This is a genomic window from Parabacteroides sp. (assembly GCF_977054455.1).
In genome coordinates this window covers 1-17,647 of the sequence record NZ_CDRTCT010000026.1, presented here as the reverse complement: position 1 = coordinate 17,647, position 17,647 = coordinate 1, and the positions used below count along the sequence as shown (strand labels likewise).

The window sequence follows — 17,647 nt, the reverse complement described above, 5'->3', positions numbered from 1 at the left end:
CATTTAATGCCTTGATGATCATGTTTTGTTGTGATTTTTTATGTCTAATATATTACCTAAATCAAAATGCAAAAGTGTAAATTGAATTTTTTGCTACGATTCGGTTTGATCTCAATTCTGTTAGGGCTGTTTGTTACCCAGTCTTTTGCTCAGAATGTGATAATCACCGGTGTCGTAAAAGACCAGTCGGGTGAACCTCTGATTGGTGTGAATGTGATGGAAAAGGGGACGACCAATGGTTCCATCACGGATGTGGATGGGAAATACAGTGTTTCTGTAAAAGGAGGCAAGACCATCCTTGTGTTCTCTTATATCGGTTATATCTCCCAGGAGATTCCGGTCGGAAATCAGAAAACGCTCAACGTGACGATGAAAGAAGACACGGAAGAGCTGGAAGAAGTGGTTGTGATCGGTTACGGCACGGCCAAGAAGAAAGACTTGACGGGGGCGATCTCGACAGTAAAAGCTGAAAGTATGGAAAAAGAAAGTCCACGTTCCGTCCAGGATCTTCTTCGCGCAAGTGCCTCGGGGCTTTCAATCGGTCTTTCTACTGATGCTGCCGGTACGGCAGATTTGCAGGTACGTGGGAAAAATACACTGACGGCCGGTTCTTCTCCTTTGTTGGTTTTGGACGGTGTTATTTATGACGGTGATTTGTCTGATATCAACCCGATGGATATTCAATCTGTCGATGTGTTGAAGGATGCAAGCTCCGTCGCTGTTTACGGAGCGAAAGCAGCGAATGGGGTAGTCGCCATTACGACTAAAAAAGGAAAAACGGGCAAACCTGTTGTCTCTTTCAATGCAAACGTCGGTTTTGCACAGCCTTCACGAATCCCGTCTGCGTTGGATGGTGCAGGGTTTATTCAATTTCGAAAAGATTATGAGGAAGGAAAGTTGACACCTGGAGAATTGGCGAAAGTACCTGGAAAATTTACAGATCCACGCCAATTAAGCGGAATTGGGGTCGATCCGTTGACTTGGTATAATTATGACCAAGCTACTCCTGTGACTACTTTGCCATCGGATCAGGATATGTTGACAACTTGGTTGGGTCGGTTGGAGTTAAAGACAATCGAAATCGAAAACTATTTGAATGGCATTGAAACCAATTGGGATGATATTGTTTTTCAAACAGCTTTGCAACAGGATTATACGGCCAGTATTTCAAATAAGAAAGAAGATTTTTCATATTATTGGTCTTTAGGTTATGCTGACCGTGAAGGTATTCGGGTGGGCGATCGTTTCAAAAACTTCCGTACGCGTTTGAATCTGGAATCGAAAGTTACCGATTTCCTGACTGTCGGTTTGACTTCCCAGTTCTCAACCAAGGATAAAGGAGCACAAGCGGCAGATGTCGGGCAGCGTACAAATAATTCGCCTTATACTACAAATGATATCGATGATCCGGAGAGCCCGTATCGGATGTATCCTTCAGGCGACAACAATACGAAGAACCCATTCTTCGATAATTTGTATCGCGACAAGCGCGAAATAGAGCATGCGTTGAATGCTAATATTTATGCGATAGTAAAACTTCCGTTCGGAATTGAATACCAGATGAACTTTACCCCGAAGTATAAATGGTATGAATTCATGAAACATGAATCAGCCGAACATCCGGAATGGGCCGGAAAAGGCGGATATGCAGAGCGCAGGAATTCGAAAACATTCAACTGGCTTTTGGATAATATTATCCGTTGGAAACGTCAATTCAACGGAGGGCACAATTTTGAAGTGACGCTGTTGGCGAATGCTGAAAAAGGCCAATACTGGGATACTTTTATAAGTTCCCAAAATTTTTCTCCAAGCGATCAGTTGGGATACCATAACATGGGAGCCGGAACCGTCCTGTCGTTTTTGAGGGATGAAGGCAGAAATCAGGACACATATAGAACGGGTGATGCCTTGATGGGGCGTTTATATTATTCTTATAAGGAAAAGTATATGATAACGGCATCTGTCCGCCGTGACGGCTACTCTGCCTTTGGCATGATGAATCCGCGTGCAGCCTTCCCGGCAGTAGCTTTAGGATGGGTATTTACTTCCGAGAAGTTCATGGAACCGGCAAGCGATTGGTTGAACTATGGTAAGCTCCGTTTTTCATGGGGGCAGAACGGTAACCGTGATATCGGGCAGTATGAAGCGTTGGCATGGTTGAACTCTTCTTTGAGTCCGTATATTGATCAGAACGGCAATGTGTATGTCACCTCCCAGGTTTATGTAAACCATATGGGTAATTCCGCTTTAAAGTGGGAACGTACAGGTTCTTATAATATCGGTTTGGACTTTTCTTTGTTCAATGACCGATTGAGAGGTTCCATGGAAACCTATATGTCTGAGACGAACGACCTGTTGGTAAAACGCTCTTTACCTGACATTACCGGCTTTTCCGATGTAAAAGCGAACTTAGGCGCCTTGACGAACCGTGGTTTCGAATTGTCTCTGAATGGAGATGTGCTGAGCAGAAAGGATTTCAACTGGAATTCGAGCGTTACTTTTTCTTTCAACCGTCGTAAGATCAAACATCTTTATGGCGATATGGAAGATGTAAAAGATGAAAACGGCAATGTAATCGGTCAGAAGGAATCCGACGACTATAAGAACAAATGGTTTATCGGCCATGATCCTGACCAGATCTGGGATTACGAAGGCGATGGCGTATGGCAGTTGGGAGAAGAGGAAGAAGCTGCTAAGTATGGGAATAAGCCGGGCGATTTTAAATATGTCGACCAGAATGGTGACGGCGTATTGAATGATGAGGATAAAATATTCCAGAAATACAAGACTCCTCGTTTCTACCTGTCATGGAGAAATGAATTTTCTTATAAAGACTTCTCTTTGTCTTTCATGATGTATTCTCATATAGGAAAATACGGGACATTCAATCCGGCCGCCAATGCCATTGATTTGGCTGACCGCCACAGTGCTTTGGATATCGAACGTTGGACGATTGATAACCCTACAAATGAATTCGGCCGGTTGGGATCAAAGAACCTGGGCAACCATTATGTGAACAAGTCTTTTGTCCGTATGGAAAATATCACGCTTTCCTACAGTGTCCCGAAAAATTTCCTGAAGAAGGTTTCCGTACAGAACATGCGTTTGTCTGTAAGTGTCCGCAATCCGTTCGTATTGTCCGGATATACGTTCAGGGATCCTGAAGAAGATCCGGATAAGAGTGACCGATGGGTTCCGAGAACATTCAATATTGGTGTGAATTTTACTTTATAAAAGAGGGGATTAAACGATGAAACATATAAAGAAGTGTCTTGTTTTGGCAGTCGCTGGATTGCCTTTGTTGAATTCTTGTAGCGACAGCTGGTTGGAACCGAAACCGCTGTCTATCTATACGCCGGAAAACACATACGTGGATGCGGCCGGATTGTATGCCTCATTGGTCGCATGTGAACGAAATATGCGTCATGAGTATTTTGGAGACGGCGCTCCTATTCTGACGGAAATGTTTACTTCAGATATTGCTGTCAACGGGATGACGGATAAATCGGGTCCCTTGATGGATATGGACGCTGACTTGTTGCCGAGCCGTACAGCCAGTGATGTCAATAAGAACAGGGTCCAATGGTATTGGGATGAAGGTTTTAAGGGGATCAAATATGCCAACATCACTTTAAACCGAATGAAAAATGCGACTTTTAAAAATGAAGCTGAAGAAAATGAGGTAAGAGGCGCTGCTTATTTTCAGCGTGCATATCGTTATTATAAGTTGACGCATCAGTTCGGGGACGTGCCTTACATCAGCCAGGAAATAGAAACACCCAAAATCGATTTCTATACCTATGACAGATGGAGCATCCTGGAACAGACAGAGAAGGATCTGGAGTTTGCTTACCAGTGGGTTCCGGAAAAAGTGGACCGGGGAAAACCTAACAAATGGGCATGTGGTTTTCTGTTGATGAAAGTCTGCATGTCTTTGGGACATTTTGACAGGGCGATCGAGGTCGGAAAGGAAGTTATTGCAGCTAATCCGTTGATGACTGAACGTTTTACGACAAACAAAACGAAGCCCAATACGAACCTGATGCACGACTTGCACAGTGTGGAGGCAAAACTGGATATGTCGAATACGGAAGGCATCCTGTATGTCGTTTCCTATCCGGAGGTTGAAGGGCGTGCTCGCATGGAAATTATGAGGAATGCCGTTCCTTATTGGGCAAATGGCTCTATCAGGACACCTGAAGGCAAAACGGGCATGGCTATTTCCCCGGCTTCGGATGCTAAAGATACGGAACTCGACAATGATGCCAATGTCGGTCGTGGTATCGGGACATGCCGTCCGACTAACTATTTCCAATATGATATATGGACTGAAAAGGAAAAAAACGATCTGAGAGGGGTATATAACCGGGATAGCTGGAAAGGCGTGTTCGACCTTTATTACAATGCTCCTGCACTTAAAGGAACAGAATGGTATGGTAAGCATCCTGTTAAACCGGTTAACATGGCAGTTTCAGATTCAATCCGTTGCTGGTATCAATGGCCGCATTATAAATTGTTTGTTCCTGACCCTTCTGTCACGACTGACCGTAAGGGGGGTGAAACTCCTTGGTATATTTATCGCTCGGCAGAAGCCTATTTGATGTTGGCCGAATGTTATTATTGGAAAGACATGAAACAGGAAGCGGCTAACATGCTGAATGTCGTCCGCCTACGTGCTGGCGCAGATCCGTTGACTGCTTCGGATGTCAATATCGGTGCTGTTCTGGACGAACGTGCCCGCGAATTGTATTATGAAGAAGCCCGTCATTCGGAATTGACCCGTATTTCGTATATCTATGCCTTGACAGGTAAACCTTGTGAGGTGTTTGGCGGACGTGTGTATAAACTGGATGACTTTTCAGGCCCCGAAGGGACAGGCGTAAATTGCAAAGATTTAGGGGTAAACTTCTATTTCGATTGGGTTTCGGCAAAAAGCAATTTCTATAACAAGGGAATAAAGACGAACTATGCCGAATATCGCTTCAGCACGCACCATGTCCTTTGGCCGGTTCCGGAAGGTTCCATCACCAGCAATACCGGTGGCGTTATCAACCAGAACATCGGCTATCCGGGTGCCGAGAACAACATCACCCCGTTGAAAGTCGGTGAAGAAGTTCCGGCCGGAAAATGACGTGAGAAAACGCGCATAACAACAATAACAGCGTAAACGAGACGCACTCCCGCGGAGGCTTCAGGGCCTCCCACGGGGTGCGTCTTTTTTGTATTCCTTCGCCGCGTCGAATGAAGGGCAGGCCTTTTGGGGGTTCAGATCGCGGTGTCCCACGGTGAGGGCTGCCGGGAATTGCCGGCCCAACTCTTGCAGCAACTGCGCCAGGGCTGTCTTCTGGGCCGGTGTGCGGGTGTCTGCCGGGCGCCCGTTGCCGTCCAGTCCCCCTTCGTAGCAGATGCCGATGCTGTGGCGGTTGTGGCCGAAGCAATGCGCCCCCTCCAGGGAGAGCGGCCGGCCGGGATGAACCCGGCCGTCGCGTGTGATGTAGTAGTGGTAGCCGATGTCGCGGAAATGCCGGCCATTGATATGGTCCCGGCGGCAATCCTCGAACGAGTAGGGCTGCCCGCAGCGCGTGGCGCTGCAATGGATGATGAATAGCGTGATGCGTCTCATGTGCGGCTCTCCCTGTCCCTATATGCAAGCCGTGACGCCGAAAGCGCTACCGATGGCCGTAGCCACGACGATGATCACTTTGAGGATGACTCCCCAGACAGACTTTTTTTCGTTCTTTTCTTCCATAACAATTTACAATCTTTAATTTTTTAATTTTTAATTATTAATTTTTAATTCCCTACAGTTCCCCCGGCCGCTCCTCCTCGCCGCCACCGCCGGTATTTTCACCTTCGACGTCGTAGGGCGAAAGCTCCTTTAGCTGCGCTTCGAGTTTCAGCTGGTTGATGGCGAGTGTCCCCGTGGCGCGGCATTTGAGGCGCAGCCCGACCACGTGGGTCGTGACCGACCAGTCTTTCGACGTTTCGGCAGGTTTTCCGCGGATCCCCACGCCGAAGATGGCGAGGTCGTCCAGCTTCACGTTCTTGCCGTCGAGCAGCAACTCCTTGATGCAGGAGGTCATGTCCTTGAGGACCCCGTGGATCGCGCCTTGCGAATACGGCGTGTTGTGCTTGGCCATGTGTTCGGCCAAGGCACGCGTGTCGAGCGTCTCGTCCGCCACCGCCCTTGCCAGCCACTTGCCGCTGAGCGGGGTGGACTTGGTCTGGTTCTGATACTTCTTGTAACGAATCATGTTTGTTTGATTTTAAAGTGGATAATAAAGAAACCGATTACCGTTCCGGGAAGCTGCCCTGCCTTTCTTCCCTTTCCGGTACAACAAAGATAGCACCCCCGGCAGGCGCCTTTGCGCGTAAAGGGGAGTTACGGGGAGTTCTGTCGGAAAGGTGCGCATTATAGGGCAAAAACGGGGTGCGAAAGGTGCATGTTATATTTTTTATCACCTGAAACAGCTTGTAATTCATTGTTTTTTCGTATATTCGTAGGAATAAATCAAACAAGGAAGACATGGAAAAACAGACTGATTTCCGCATCCGCAGCTACGGCCGTACGGAGCTGGCGCAACTTTACAACCCCTGCCTGACCCCCAAGGCCGCCTACCGGAAGCTGGTGGGGTGGATCGACCATTACCCCGGCCTCGCCGCCCGCCTTGCCGAGCTTGGCAAGCTGCCCGGCTCGCGTTCCTACACCCCTGCCCAGGTACGGGAGATCGTCGGGGCGCTCGGCGAACCGTAACCCATTGCTTTAGGGTGGCTAAGGCTATGGGTTAGGGAGTCCGAAGCATAGCTTTTCTGGCGGTGTGTCAAAACTCCTTTATCACGATCTTTAAGGCACGGATTACGCGGATTACACGGAAAGATAAAACTCTATTGCATGAAATAAATTAAAAGAGGGTGTTGAAAAATGCTATTGCTGATTATCAGTGTTTTGCTATGATAGATGATAGATAAAAGCCTGTTTCTGTAAAAGTTTATGGAAAACGAATTAAAAAACGCCGCCTTTAAGGTGACGTTTCTTAATTCAAACTCGGAAAAGTTTTACAAAAAGGGCATTTTATCTATCATCTATCATAGGTCGATAGGGGGTATGTCTGAATTGCCCGGTTCGGGAAGGATGCCTTTCATCTCGTCCGTCGTGCGTTCGACGACCAGCCAGATGTTGCCATGCATGGTCCGTGTGTATGTGTAGCCAAGCTCTTTTAAAACCCTTCCGACCTGCACCGAGTTCAGCCGGATGCTGCCGCCGAAGCGGGCGACGATCTGGCTGGCGGTGACGTAAGTCCCTTTTTCGTAATCAACGGGATGGCGGTAGTACATCAGGATCAGTTCGCGTGCGGGGTTGGGCGTTTCGAAACGGCGGTTCGCGAGGTTCAGCTCCTCGATCTCGTGGTCCTGGAACCAGTAGCAGAAGCCGGTGTCGAGCAGGTGCTTCGCCTGCGCGTAGAGCCCTTCGTAGTCAATATGGGCGGTCCAGGGGTTGTCGATCGCCGTGACCTCGAACGGCAGCCAGCGGCGGTTGCCGGTGTCGTCGGTGAGGAACTGGAGGTTGTTGCCCGTCGCGCAGAACGAGGCCACGTGCGGCAGGTGCACCTTGTTGCGCCCGTAGGCAGGGCGTTCGTTCACGTAGAGCGTGGTGGTCATGGCCTTGAGCTGATTCAGTTCGCTGCGCTGCATGGAGTCGATCTCCTCGAAGTTGACGAGCAGGTTCTCCGTCATGGTGAAGAGGTCGTCCTTCGTGAGCCGTTGCGAGTTGGTCTTGGAGGTGTAGTAACGTCGGAGGACAGGCGGCAGGAGGTTCTGGAAGAACGACGTCTTGAAGCATCCCTGCCGCCCGATCAGGACGAGTATGACATGGTTCACCACCTTCGGGTCGAGTGCGGCGGCGACCATCCCGACGAACCAGCGGCGGAAACAAAGCTCGAAACGCGCGTCGCAACCGTCGGCGGTGTGTACCATTGCGGCCAGGTCGGCGATGTGGTCCGTCACGCCGTCCCACGGTCCCGCCTTTTCGAGGAACTCTTCCAGCGGGTGGTAGCGGGGCGCGAAGTCGGAGAGCAGGAGCGTGCGCAAATGGAAGAGGTCCGCCTCCAGCCCTTCGCGGCGCATGGAGCACCAAAGGGAGTTCTCGACCGTGTCGTTCATGGGCGCCCAGTCGTCGGACGCGGGGATGCCGTCGGTGACGGGGCGGTATTCGAGCTGGTGCGTCAGCTGGTTCATCCGCAGTTGCATGTAGCCGGCGATGAAGCGTTCCATCTCTTCGATCGTGGCTTTGCGTCGACGCCCGTTTCCGTCGCGTGAGGCGAGGTCGGAGAGGCGCATCGTGCCGTGCTCGGCGGTCAGCATGTAGCAGCTCTTCGCGGTGGAGCGGACGGAGGCCGTGTCGTAGTCGGAGAACAGCTCGGCGGCCCACGCCTCGGCTTCGGCCTCCGGCACGCCGAAACGGTTCATCAGGTAGAGGCACCGGCTGATGTAGTCGTTGTGGCTCCCGGTTGCGTAGTGTACGCCCTCTTCCTCCACAAGCCGGCGCACGGTGCTTTCGGCCTGTGCGGCGGAGGTTTTCCACCCTCTGCGCTTTTTTCCTGCGGAGGGAGGCGGTTCTTTTCCGCCCTTGGCGTCGGGCTGGGGTGCGAACTCCAGCCGTTCCGCGTCGGGGCGGTAGAGCGCGTCGGGATCGTGGCAGATCACGGACATGCGGGTGGCGTTCTTGCACTGTCGGTCGATGGCGATGCCGGTGAGCCGGGCGTAGTAGGCGTTCACCGTCTGCCAGGCGGCGGGGAAGTTCTCTTTTGTCACTTCGCCTTCCATCCATGCGATGACGCGTATGCCGCGTCCGGACAAGGTCTTGTAGGCAAGGAACGAGTGCGGGTCGGCTCTCACCTGTTCGAGGACCTTGTCGAAGATCTCTTCGGGGATGTCGTCGATGTCCACCATGATGGAGCCCGGATAGCCTTTGATATGCTTCGAGGAGCGTCCTCCCTCCAGGAGGACGGAAGGGACGAAGGCGGGTTGGTTCTGCTTGATCCGGCTTTGCTGCCGTTTCGATGTTTCGGCGTCTTGCCCTTTGCCGGCCGCAAGCGTGCGGAACAGGGCGGTGGCGGCGGCATGGCGCTCGCCGGTCAGCTCTTGTACGATTTCTTCCCATGTGCAGGGAGACGGTGCGGTCGCACGGAGCGAGACGAAGCGCGAGGGGCGGAATGTGTTTTCCATGTAAAATGTTTTATTAAATTTGTTCAATGTTCAGATATGCTGCTTGGGAACGGAGCGTCCGGAGTAGCCTCTGAAACTTTTGGCAAAGTTGTATATTTTTCCGTTCATGATGTCCCCGCCATGTCGGGGCCATTGTGAACGTATGTCAATGTATATATCAATAATTAAATATTTATAACGTGAAAACAGTGTTGACATTCCCTCTGTTGGGACTTTTCGTTGAAAAGTTGATGAGACATTACCGGATAACCGAACGTTTTTATAGAAGCGAACTGTCTGCCGGTAGCCGCAGCTACAGTGCGATTAAAAAAGGGGCGACCTCCGCCTGAGCTACTACGCCCGCCTCGCCGCCCTCCTTTACAACCTCGCCGGCGAAGAGGAGTTCCGCCGCCTGGCACATGAGGCGGTGGAACTGTACATACGGGAGAAGAGGAAGAAGGGGGAAAACGTTTGATGTTTTTCTGCATGATGTTTTTGTTTTTATATTATCTTTGTTGCCGCAAACAGCCTAATGTAAAAAAATGCTTATCAATAATTTAATTATAATAGTATGAAAAACTATCTTGTATTTTCCATGGCGGCTCTGTTGGTCGGAGTTTCCTGTAACACAAAGCAGGAGAAGGCTGCCGAAGGCTTTACCGGCGCACCGGGAGAAGTGAAGTTGATCACGCTCGATCCCGGACATTTCCATGCCGCATTAGTGCAGAAAGTGTCGTATCCGCAAGTTTCCAAAGATGTTCATGTGTACGCACCCACCGGTTTCGACGTGGATGAGCACCTGAAGCGTATCCAGGGATTTAACACGCGTGCGGAGAATCCGACGGCTTGGAATGAAATCGTTTATACGGGGGATGATTATCTGGAGAAAATGTTGGCCGAGAAGAAGGGAAACGTGATGATCCAGGCTGGAAACAACGGCAAGAAGACCGAATACATCAAGAAAACGCTTGAGGCCGGCATCAATGTGCTTTCCGACAAACCGATGGCGATCAACAGCCAGAGCTTTAAATTGCTGGAAGAATGTTTCGCTATCGCCAAACAGAAAAACATCATGCTGTATGACATCATGACCGAACGGAATGAGATCACTACGATGTTGCAGCGCGAACTTTCCACTATCCCGGCTGTTTATGGCGAGCAGTTGAAAGGCTCGCCCGAAGAACCGGCTATCGTGAAAGAGAGTGTGCACCATCTGTTTAAGCTGGTCGACAATAAGCCGTTGACTCGTCCGGTATGGTATCTGGATGTGACTCAGCAGGGGGAAGGCATTGTCGACGTGACGACTCACCTGGTCGACCTGGTTCAGTGGGAAGCCTTCCCTGAGCAGGTTATCGACTATAAGAAAGATATCGAACTGATAGATGCCAACCGTTGGACTACCTCCATCAGCCCGGAAGAATTCAAACAGGTGACGGGGACGGAAGCCTATCCCGATTTCTTGAAGAAAGATGTCGAAAACGATACATTGAAAGTCTATTGCAACGGTGATATCGTGTATAAGATCAAAGGTGTGACAGCGAAGGTTTCGGTGATCTGGAATTATACCTTCCCGGAAGGCGGCGGCGATACCCACTTCTCCGTCATGAAAGGCAGCAAGGCCGACCTGGTCATTCGCCAGGGCAAGGAACAGAACTACCAGCCTGAACTGTTTGTCGAAGCAGTGAAGGGCGTGGATCTGGCCGCTTACGAAAAGGACTTGACCGCTTCTATGGAAAAGGTCTCTAAGGAATATCCGGGTGTGGCCCTGAATAAGGTCGGCGACGGCGTATGGCAGGTCGAAATCCCCGCAAAATACCGTGTAGGCCATGAAGCTCATTTCGGCCAGGTGACGGAACATTTCCTGGAATATCTGAAGGACGGCAAATTGCCGGATTGGGAAGTGCCTAATATGCTGGCGAAGTATTACACGACGACTTCGGCGTTGGATATGGCGAAGGCGAAGAAGTAATCATTGGGTTAGACCAGAAAAAAGAAGGAGGTGTGCCAAAACTCCTTTATCACGATCTTTAAGGCACGGATTACGCGGATTACACGGAAAGATAATAAATTTATCCGTGTAAATCCGTGAAATCCGTGCCTAAATTATGTCTATTGTAAGCAGGATTTTCTTTTGACACACCTTCTTCATGAAGTTAGAATCCAAACGTAATCAACACCCCTTTGTGGTCCGTCGGCCATGTGCCGGTTGGAGTGGAAAAGAGGTCTTGGCTGTCCTCTTCGACACGTTGGCTACGGACAATGGAGGACTTTGGACCTACGACAACAGCATCGTTTACTTTCCAACCTTCGGCTGGTATGTAATAGATAAAATCGATGCGGTCCCGTTCGTCGGCATCAGGCGCCCAGGTCAGCTTTTCGACCGGCATGGCCGGATTGTCCGAAGGGAAGGTGAAGCCGGGATGAGTGACGGGGTTGGGATATTTCGTGCGGTAGGCATCCCGGAATCCGGCTTCGTACAGCAAAGTCGAGCAATCCCAATGGACGACTGTCCCGTTATGGTCCCACATCTCTTTTGTCTCTTCCGTCCAATCCAAGTGGGAAGGTTCGTTGAAGTCTCCGCCCAGGATGATGAAGTCAGCCTGCTGTTTTTTCGCGTCCTCAATGACGAGACGGATTGATTCGTCTCGCAAAGATTCGTTGTTGGCTTTCTCTATTTCCGTAACGTCCGTTACCGGTGCGTCCATCTTTTTCCAAGTCACGCCGTTATAGCCGCGTGGCAGATAGCAGGCGTAATGGGTATAGTCCAAGTGTCCGGTGTAGACCACCACCTGTTTTCCCTTTACATCCAACCGGGTTCTGATGGTACGGTCTTTATGCGGGATGTTTTCCGTTTGCTCTAATATCGGATATTTGGATAAAAGGGCGACATCCAACGAACTGCTTTCTCCGAAATAGTTCTTGCCTTTTTTCTGCAAAGCCTCGATGAAGCGGGGTACGATGAGTACCCCGTCTCTGTTGCCGGCTTCGCTGAACATTACGATATCCGGATCTACCCGGACGATCTCATCCACTACGGCATCGAAGCCATGATCGACGACTGTCGCATCCATCCAGATGTTCAGATGCAAGACGCTCAATTCATGCTGCTGTTTGGATGTACAACTTGTACAAAGCAAAGCGATCAGTCCGATCCAAATTATGAATTGTTTCATGTTGAATTTGTTGTACGGTGATTATTTGATGATCCACATTTTGTCGTTCCAGTCGTCTTTGCCGTCATACTGACGTTGAAGCGCTTCTTCCAGGTTTTCGCGGTTGAAGTCGTATTCGCGTTGTTCGTATCGCCATCTTAGCGGCATCTGGTCCGGTTTCGTGTTCATGTTCGATTGCGGGTTGACAGGTAGCACGGGGTAGCCGGTCCTGCGGTAATCGTAATAGCAAGTGTAGGAGTTGTGCATGAACAGGTCCAGATATTTTTGAGTCAGTACCTCTTCCAAATCCTTTTCGAACGTATCGGCTTTTTTGCCCAACTGCAATTCCGGTTTTGCCAGGAAGGATTGGATATAGTCGTCTGTTATTTCCCGACCGTGGCGGTAGGCGGCAGGCGTGTAGGTAGCCGCGAACTTCATGCTGGCTTCTATCCCCGTATGGTAATATCGGTTGGCATCGCCGTCGATCCAGCCTCTGAGGCAAGCTTCGGCCAGGACGAAGTTCAGCTCGGCATATCCCAGCTGGATAGTGGGCTGGCAAGTTTCGATTTCCCAAAAGCGGGAGTTGATGTTGGAGATATTCCCGGAAGTGTACAAATCCATGATTTCGCTGTAGATCCTTGAAGGATCGATCCCTTGATAAGCATCCCATTCGCTATCCGGCACGCCTGCTGCTGTTTGGGCTTTCGTCGGTTCGCAGTAGAAAAACAGGCGGTTGTCCTGGTATTTTTTCAATACATCCACGATTGTGACGGATACTCCCGGATAGGGGTTGAACCGTGACAGGTAGAGAGGATAAAGTTGGGAAGAAAGCGTACCGTAGATGAACTGGAAATTGTCAGCGTTCGATTCGAACAGTTCTTGCTTGGCGACGATCGAGGAGAAACGTTGTCTGACGTTCAACTCGGCATCCTGTTCCTTTTTGGACAAGTTGAGCAGGATTCTTAATTGCAAAGCCGACACGGCTCTCTTCCATTTGACAGGATCGCCTCCATAGACGATATCGCCGTCGAAATTGCGGGTGGCATTTGAAAAATGCGTATAAGCGGCATCAAGGTCGTCCAGCATTTGCAAGATGACTTCTTTCTGCGTGTCGTACTTGGGACGTGTGTTTCCTTCTTCGCCTTTCATTGCTTCCGAATAGGGAATGTCGCCCAAAGCCATTGTCGTGTCGTAGAGACGGAAAGCCTTGATGAACAGAGCCAGCCCTTCGTAGGCGTCCTTGTCGATATCGGCTGCCAGTTCGACCATTTTGAGGCAGTTGGTCAAGTCTTTGTACACGCTGAATCCGGTTGTGGAAATCTGGTTATACTGGACTTTCCTGCTATCTTCGGCGGCTTCATGCCAACTGATCATTTTAGTGAAGAACATGTCGCCGAAGAACCACTTGGCATCATATTTCCCGCCCGTTCGAAGCGCTTCTCTCAATTGCCCTGTAGCCAACATACCGGGGGTTGCCGTAGTTGCCGCGTCGGGATTGGTGTTGATAGCGTCGAATCCGTCGCAACTATAGGCCATACATGCACAAATAATCAGCAAGAAATGGTTGATATATGATTTTATTTTTTTCATGTCATGTTTATTTTAGAAATTGAACTTCAGATTAGCACCTACGTAACGGATGGAGGGAGAGTTGATGTTTTCCGTGTCCACGTCGGGGTCGGAGAATTTGAAATCCTTTGTCCAGATCAGCAAGTTCTGTCCGACAAGGGCTATTTCCGCTCCCTTTACGAGATGGGTACAATATTTTTTCGGCAGCCGGTAGGACAGGGAGAGTTCCCGCAACTTGAAGAATGTCTTGCTTTTCAAGAAATTGGATTTCCGTTCGCTGCCGTTGTAAGAACGCATGTACGTTTCGTAAGAAACGGCTACGTCGTTCGGAGCGAAGACGCGGGTGTCTTCCAGGATATTTCCATCGGAATCATATTTCACATCTCCCGATACGACCTTTACGCCTTCGGCGATGTATCCTTTGTGGTTTCCGTTTACGACTTCGTCAAACCGGAAATCGTTGTCCGAGTCTATATGGCGGCCCGAATGCCACAGGCGTGAACTCATGTAGTCGAACATGTGGCCACCGACACGGCCGTCGAACGAGAAGCTCAATGTGAAGTCTTTATAGCTGAACGTATTCGACCAGCCCCAGATCCATTTCGGGTTGTAGGTGCCTGCGTAAGTCGGATAGGCGCTTTCTTTCGGCATGCCGTTGTAAAGGATCAGTTGCCCGTCGGGAGCCTTTTCCCAATCGTACATTTCCAACCAGTGCCAGGTCTTTCCGGGTGCGACCCAGGGTTTTTGAGTGGAGTATTGTTCATCGATCTTGGAGTAATAGTACCTGTCGGCCGCCCAGTTGAACGAAGAGGTCCAGGTGAAGTCCTTTTGTTTGATGACATCGCCGCTGATCGTAAATTCGACACCGCGGCTCAACTGTTCTTCGCCGTAGTTGATCAGCGTGTTGGAGAAACCGCTGGCATAACTCATATCGACATAACGCTGCAGGTCGTACATGATCTTATGGTAGTAAGCCAGGTCGAACTTCAGACGGTTTTTGAAGAAATACAGTTCCGTACCGATTTCGTATGAACGGGAAGCGCGTGGCCGCAACGACACGTCGCGGATGGTCGAAGGATAGAAGGCGGCTGTCATGTTGCCCCAGTAATTCCGGGAGACGCTATATGTCGAATTGATGTCATAGACGCCTGTCGGGAATTTGGTTTGTGTCCATGAGCCTCTTACTTTCCAGAAATTCAGGATTTCAGGAAGCGGGAGCAGTTCGGAAATGACCACGCTGCCGGATACCGAAGGATAGAAATAAGACCGTTCGGACTTCGCCAGCGTGGATGCCCAGTCGTTACGTCCGGTGACTTCCACGAAGACCGCGCTTTTCCATGACAATCCGACTTTCCCGTATAAGCTGTTGATCTGTTCTTTTGTGACAGACGAAGAGGTGCTCGCCGGATCGACCGACGCGTTCAGTGAAAAGAATCCCGGCATGTTCAAACCGTTGCTCGTGGATGAACTCTGGTAATCGTTCTCCCTGAAATAGATGGAACCGCCCAGGAAGCCGTCGACGGCGAAGTCACCGAACTTTTTGTTTGCCAGCAACATGATGTCGTCGGTCGTACTGTAGCCCGAATAGTTGGACAGGCGGAATCCTCCCTTTCTGTTGCCGCGGGTACTGATCGGTTCTTTCAACGTAAACTGGTTCCTGAAAGCATCGCCTCCGACACGCATGACCAGTTTCAGCCAGTCCGTCACGTCCAGACTCATGTCCAGGCTTCCGTTTGTCAGGTCCTGATGGCGCTGGTTCGTCCGTTCGTTTGCAAGGAAGTAGGGGTTGTCGTACCACCAGTCGTCCATCCAGTTCTGCTCTTCCTGTTCTTTTCCGGCCCGCCAATAATTGCGGTATTCCCTAAGATCATATTCCGCACCGGTCCAGATGAGCAGGTTATACATGTAACTACCCATGCCGTAGCCGGTTCCGTAGTTATTGGAAAAGATATTCTTGTTGTATGCGATGTCGGCTTTCAGATGGAACTTTTTGTAATCCATCGCGCCTCCGACGGAGAAAGTCAGTTTCTGTTGTCTGGAGTTCGGATACTGTCCTTTGTTGTAGATATGGTTCAGCGATGCGCGTACGCTCCCGTATTCGCCTTTTTGGGAGATGCTGATATTGTTGTTGGTCACCAATGCCTGTTCGAGGAAGTTCTTGAAGTTATCCTTGCCCTTGGATGTCAACGGCATCTCTTCCCATTCGTATGTGAGCGGGTTGTACTGGCTGGCAGTGCGCCCGATGTCCAGCTTGTCTCCCCATACATAATCGCCGGGTGCATATTTCCCGCTTCCTCCCGAACTGTATGAATTTTGCACTTCGGGCAACTTCAGGAAACCGGCGTGGAACATCGTGTTGGAGTTTACAGAGATGTCCAATCCGTCTTTCTGTGCCTTTTTAGTCGTGACCATGATGGCTCCGTCACCGCCTCTCGAACCGTAAAGGGCCGATGCCGTGGAACCTTTCAGGACGCTGATGGATTCGATGTCGTCAGCCGGGATATCCGACAGGTTGACATTGTAGTGGGGGATTCCGTCGACCACCAGCAAAGGCGTGCTCCCGCGCAACGTGATGGTCGGGGAGGCTGCAAATTCCGTACTATTCTTGATGTTCAAACCTGCAATTTTACCCGTCAATGAGGTAGCGACGTCCGAACCTTTGGCAACGGTCAGCTGGTCGTTTTTCACTTCCTGGACCGCATATCCCAACGCTTTTTGTTCCCGTTTGATACCTAAGGCCGTAACGACGACTTCGTCGATCATTTCGGCATCGTCTGCCAGTGTGATGTTGAACACTTGTTTTTGGTTGATTGTGACCTCCTGCGTGCTGTATCCGATAAAAGAAACTTGCAGGATGTCGCCTTCGGCAGCTTCCAAACTGAATTTGCCATCGATATCGGTGATTGTTCCTGTCGCTGTTCCTTTTATGAGGACGTTGGCGCCGATGACCGGTTCTTTTTGTGTGTCGATGACCGTTCCGGAAATCTTTTTCATTTGTGCCAGGAACAGGGCGATGTGCTTATTGGATATGCGAAAAGAAATATTTCTTTTGCTGCGGAACAGGTTCCGCAGCACCTCGTTCAAGCTTTGATCGGTCTCTTGGATGGAGACCCTTTCGTTTTTGTCGATATCGGAGGTGCTATAAACGAATTTGTAGCCTGTTTTTGCTTCTATCTCTTTAAATACCTCCTCGAATGTCGCGTTTTCTTTGTGCAAGGAGAGCTTTGCGTTTTGGGCATTCAGGGTTGATGTGCCTGTAAAGAGCAGAAATAAGTAGAGGGCTGATATACAGACGAACCGATTCAGAGTAAAATCTTTATGATTTTGCCCGGTTAATGAATTTTTATGCATAATTTTGTAGATATTAATTTTTTATACTTGGCAGGTTGCTCCCTGCCGGTTAACAATTGGAATTTGGGAATGGTCGCTACATTCCCAATTCTTTTTGTCCGTATATCCGATACGGACTGTATTTGTTTATCATGTACTGTTCATAATTCTGTTTTTTTGTGGTTTGACAATGTATTTACTTTAAGAATATTTCTCCTCTCTGTTTTTCTATTTTGTAGCGGGCGGATATCTGCAGGATGGATAGTATTGTAGATAATAACTGAAAAGTACTCCACTAAAATAATTGAAAAGTATCCCACCCGTTGGATAGAACTTTAGGGCTATCGCATATAAAAGTCTGAGTTTTATCTACACTAATTAACATTATAAAT

Annotated in this window: 12 protein-coding genes; 5 read left to right on the top strand and 7 right to left on the bottom strand. The window is 49.6% G+C overall.

What is annotated here, in order from left to right:
• Positions 1-66: 66 nt before the first annotated feature.
• Together ACW6QF_RS13720 and ACW6QF_RS13715 are read left to right on the top strand one after the other, a co-directional pair.
• The gene (locus ACW6QF_RS13720; protein ID WP_456088241.1) at positions 67-3,234 is read left to right on the top strand and encodes a SusC/RagA family TonB-linked outer membrane protein; all 3,168 of its coding nucleotides are present in this window, start codon (positions 67-69) and stop codon (positions 3,232-3,234) included.
• 16 nt (positions 3,235-3,250) lie between these two features.
• Complete coding sequence (locus ACW6QF_RS13715) at positions 3,251-5,131, top strand: RagB/SusD family nutrient uptake outer membrane protein (RefSeq protein WP_456088240.1); 1,881 nt, start codon at positions 3,251-3,253, stop codon at positions 5,129-5,131.
• Between the two features lie 60 nt (positions 5,132-5,191).
• Here the strand turns inward: ACW6QF_RS13715 and ACW6QF_RS13710 are convergent, their stop codons facing one another.
• Genes ACW6QF_RS13710 through ACW6QF_RS13700 form a run of 3 tightly spaced genes read right to left on the bottom strand, consistent with a single transcriptional unit; the run spans position 5,192 to position 6,254 of the window.
• A complete protein-coding gene (locus ACW6QF_RS13710) occupies positions 5,192-5,623 on the bottom strand; it encodes an N-acetylmuramoyl-L-alanine amidase (RefSeq protein WP_456088239.1) in 432 nt (143 codons plus the stop codon).
• A gap of 18 nt (positions 5,624-5,641) precedes the next feature.
• Positions 5,642-5,749: a smalltalk protein gene (locus ACW6QF_RS13705; protein ID WP_298551670.1), complete on the bottom strand. Its 108-nt coding sequence runs from the start codon at positions 5,747-5,749 to the stop codon at positions 5,642-5,644.
• A 52-nt stretch (positions 5,750-5,801) separates the two neighbouring features.
• Complete coding sequence (locus tag ACW6QF_RS13700) at positions 5,802-6,254, bottom strand: HU family DNA-binding protein (RefSeq protein ID WP_298551668.1); 453 nt, start codon at positions 6,252-6,254, stop codon at positions 5,802-5,804.
• Between the two features lie 272 nt (positions 6,255-6,526).
• Between ACW6QF_RS13700 and ACW6QF_RS13695 the strand changes: the two genes are divergently transcribed.
• The gene (locus ACW6QF_RS13695) at positions 6,527-6,754 is read left to right on the top strand and encodes a DUF4248 domain-containing protein (protein WP_298551666.1); all 228 of its coding nucleotides are present in this window, start codon (positions 6,527-6,529) and stop codon (positions 6,752-6,754) included.
• A gap of 332 nt (positions 6,755-7,086) precedes the next feature.
• On the opposite strand, the gene ACW6QF_RS13690 is transcribed toward ACW6QF_RS13695, so the two are convergent.
• Complete coding sequence (locus tag ACW6QF_RS13690) at positions 7,087-9,225, bottom strand: VapE domain-containing protein (RefSeq protein WP_456088238.1); 2,139 nt, start codon at positions 9,223-9,225, stop codon at positions 7,087-7,089.
• Positions 9,226-9,404: 179 nt separating this feature from the next.
• On the opposite strand from ACW6QF_RS13690, the gene ACW6QF_RS13685 reads away from it, so the two are divergent.
• Together ACW6QF_RS13685 and ACW6QF_RS13680 are read left to right on the top strand one after the other, a co-directional pair.
• On the top strand, positions 9,405-9,554 hold the full coding sequence (locus ACW6QF_RS13685) for a hypothetical protein (protein WP_456088237.1): 150 nt from the start codon (positions 9,405-9,407) through the stop codon (positions 9,552-9,554).
• Between the two features lie 221 nt (positions 9,555-9,775).
• A complete protein-coding gene (locus ACW6QF_RS13680; RefSeq protein WP_456088236.1) occupies positions 9,776-11,173 on the top strand; it encodes a putative oxidoreductase C-terminal domain-containing protein in 1,398 nt (465 codons plus the stop codon).
• Between the two features lie 184 nt (positions 11,174-11,357).
• Here ACW6QF_RS13680 and ACW6QF_RS13675 read toward each other — a convergent pair whose 3' ends face one another.
• From ACW6QF_RS13675 to ACW6QF_RS13665, 3 genes are read right to left on the bottom strand one after another with little or no spacing between them, the layout of a single operon-like run.
• Positions 11,358-12,377, bottom strand: a complete 1,020-nt coding sequence (locus ACW6QF_RS13675) for an endonuclease/exonuclease/phosphatase family protein (RefSeq protein ID WP_456088235.1) — start codon at positions 12,375-12,377, stop codon at positions 11,358-11,360.
• A gap of 21 nt (positions 12,378-12,398) precedes the next feature.
• Positions 12,399-13,946: a SusD/RagB family nutrient-binding outer membrane lipoprotein gene (locus ACW6QF_RS13670; protein WP_456088234.1), complete on the bottom strand. Its 1,548-nt coding sequence runs from the start codon at positions 13,944-13,946 to the stop codon at positions 12,399-12,401.
• Between the two features lie 12 nt (positions 13,947-13,958).
• Entirely contained in the window at positions 13,959-17,276 is a 3,318-nt protein-coding gene (locus tag ACW6QF_RS13665) for a SusC/RagA family TonB-linked outer membrane protein (protein ID WP_456088233.1), read from the bottom strand.
• Between the last annotated feature and the right edge of the window lie 371 nt (positions 17,277-17,647).

What these genes read in the sequence shown, in the direction of transcription:
- ACW6QF_RS13720 (WP_456088241.1), top strand. Translation starts at nt 67, where the DNA reads ATGCAAAAGTGTAAATTGAATTTTTTGCTACGATTCGGTTTGATCTCA.
- ACW6QF_RS13715 (WP_456088240.1), top strand. Translation starts at nt 3,251, where the DNA reads ATGAAACATATAAAGAAGTGTCTTGTTTTGGCAGTCGCTGGATTGCCT.
- ACW6QF_RS13710 (WP_456088239.1), bottom strand. Translation starts at nt 5,623, where the DNA reads ATGAGACGCATCACGCTATTCATCATCCATTGCAGCGCCACGCGCTGC.
- ACW6QF_RS13705 (WP_298551670.1), bottom strand. Translation starts at nt 5,749, where the DNA reads ATGGAAGAAAAGAACGAAAAAAAGTCTGTCTGGGGAGTCATCCTCAAA.
- ACW6QF_RS13700 (WP_298551668.1), bottom strand. Translation starts at nt 6,254, where the DNA reads ATGATTCGTTACAAGAAGTATCAGAACCAGACCAAGTCCACCCCGCTC.
- ACW6QF_RS13695 (WP_298551666.1), top strand. Translation starts at nt 6,527, where the DNA reads ATGGAAAAACAGACTGATTTCCGCATCCGCAGCTACGGCCGTACGGAG.
- ACW6QF_RS13690 (WP_456088238.1), bottom strand. Translation starts at nt 9,225, where the DNA reads ATGGAAAACACATTCCGCCCCTCGCGCTTCGTCTCGCTCCGTGCGACC.
- ACW6QF_RS13680 (WP_456088236.1), top strand. Translation starts at nt 9,776, where the DNA reads ATGAAAAACTATCTTGTATTTTCCATGGCGGCTCTGTTGGTCGGAGTT.
- ACW6QF_RS13675 (WP_456088235.1), bottom strand. Translation starts at nt 12,377, where the DNA reads ATGAAACAATTCATAATTTGGATCGGACTGATCGCTTTGCTTTGTACA.
- ACW6QF_RS13670 (WP_456088234.1), bottom strand. Translation starts at nt 13,946, where the DNA reads ATGAAAAAAATAAAATCATATATCAACCATTTCTTGCTGATTATTTGT.
- ACW6QF_RS13665 (WP_456088233.1), bottom strand. Translation starts at nt 17,276, where the DNA reads ATGCATAAAAATTCATTAACCGGGCAAAATCATAAAGATTTTACTCTG.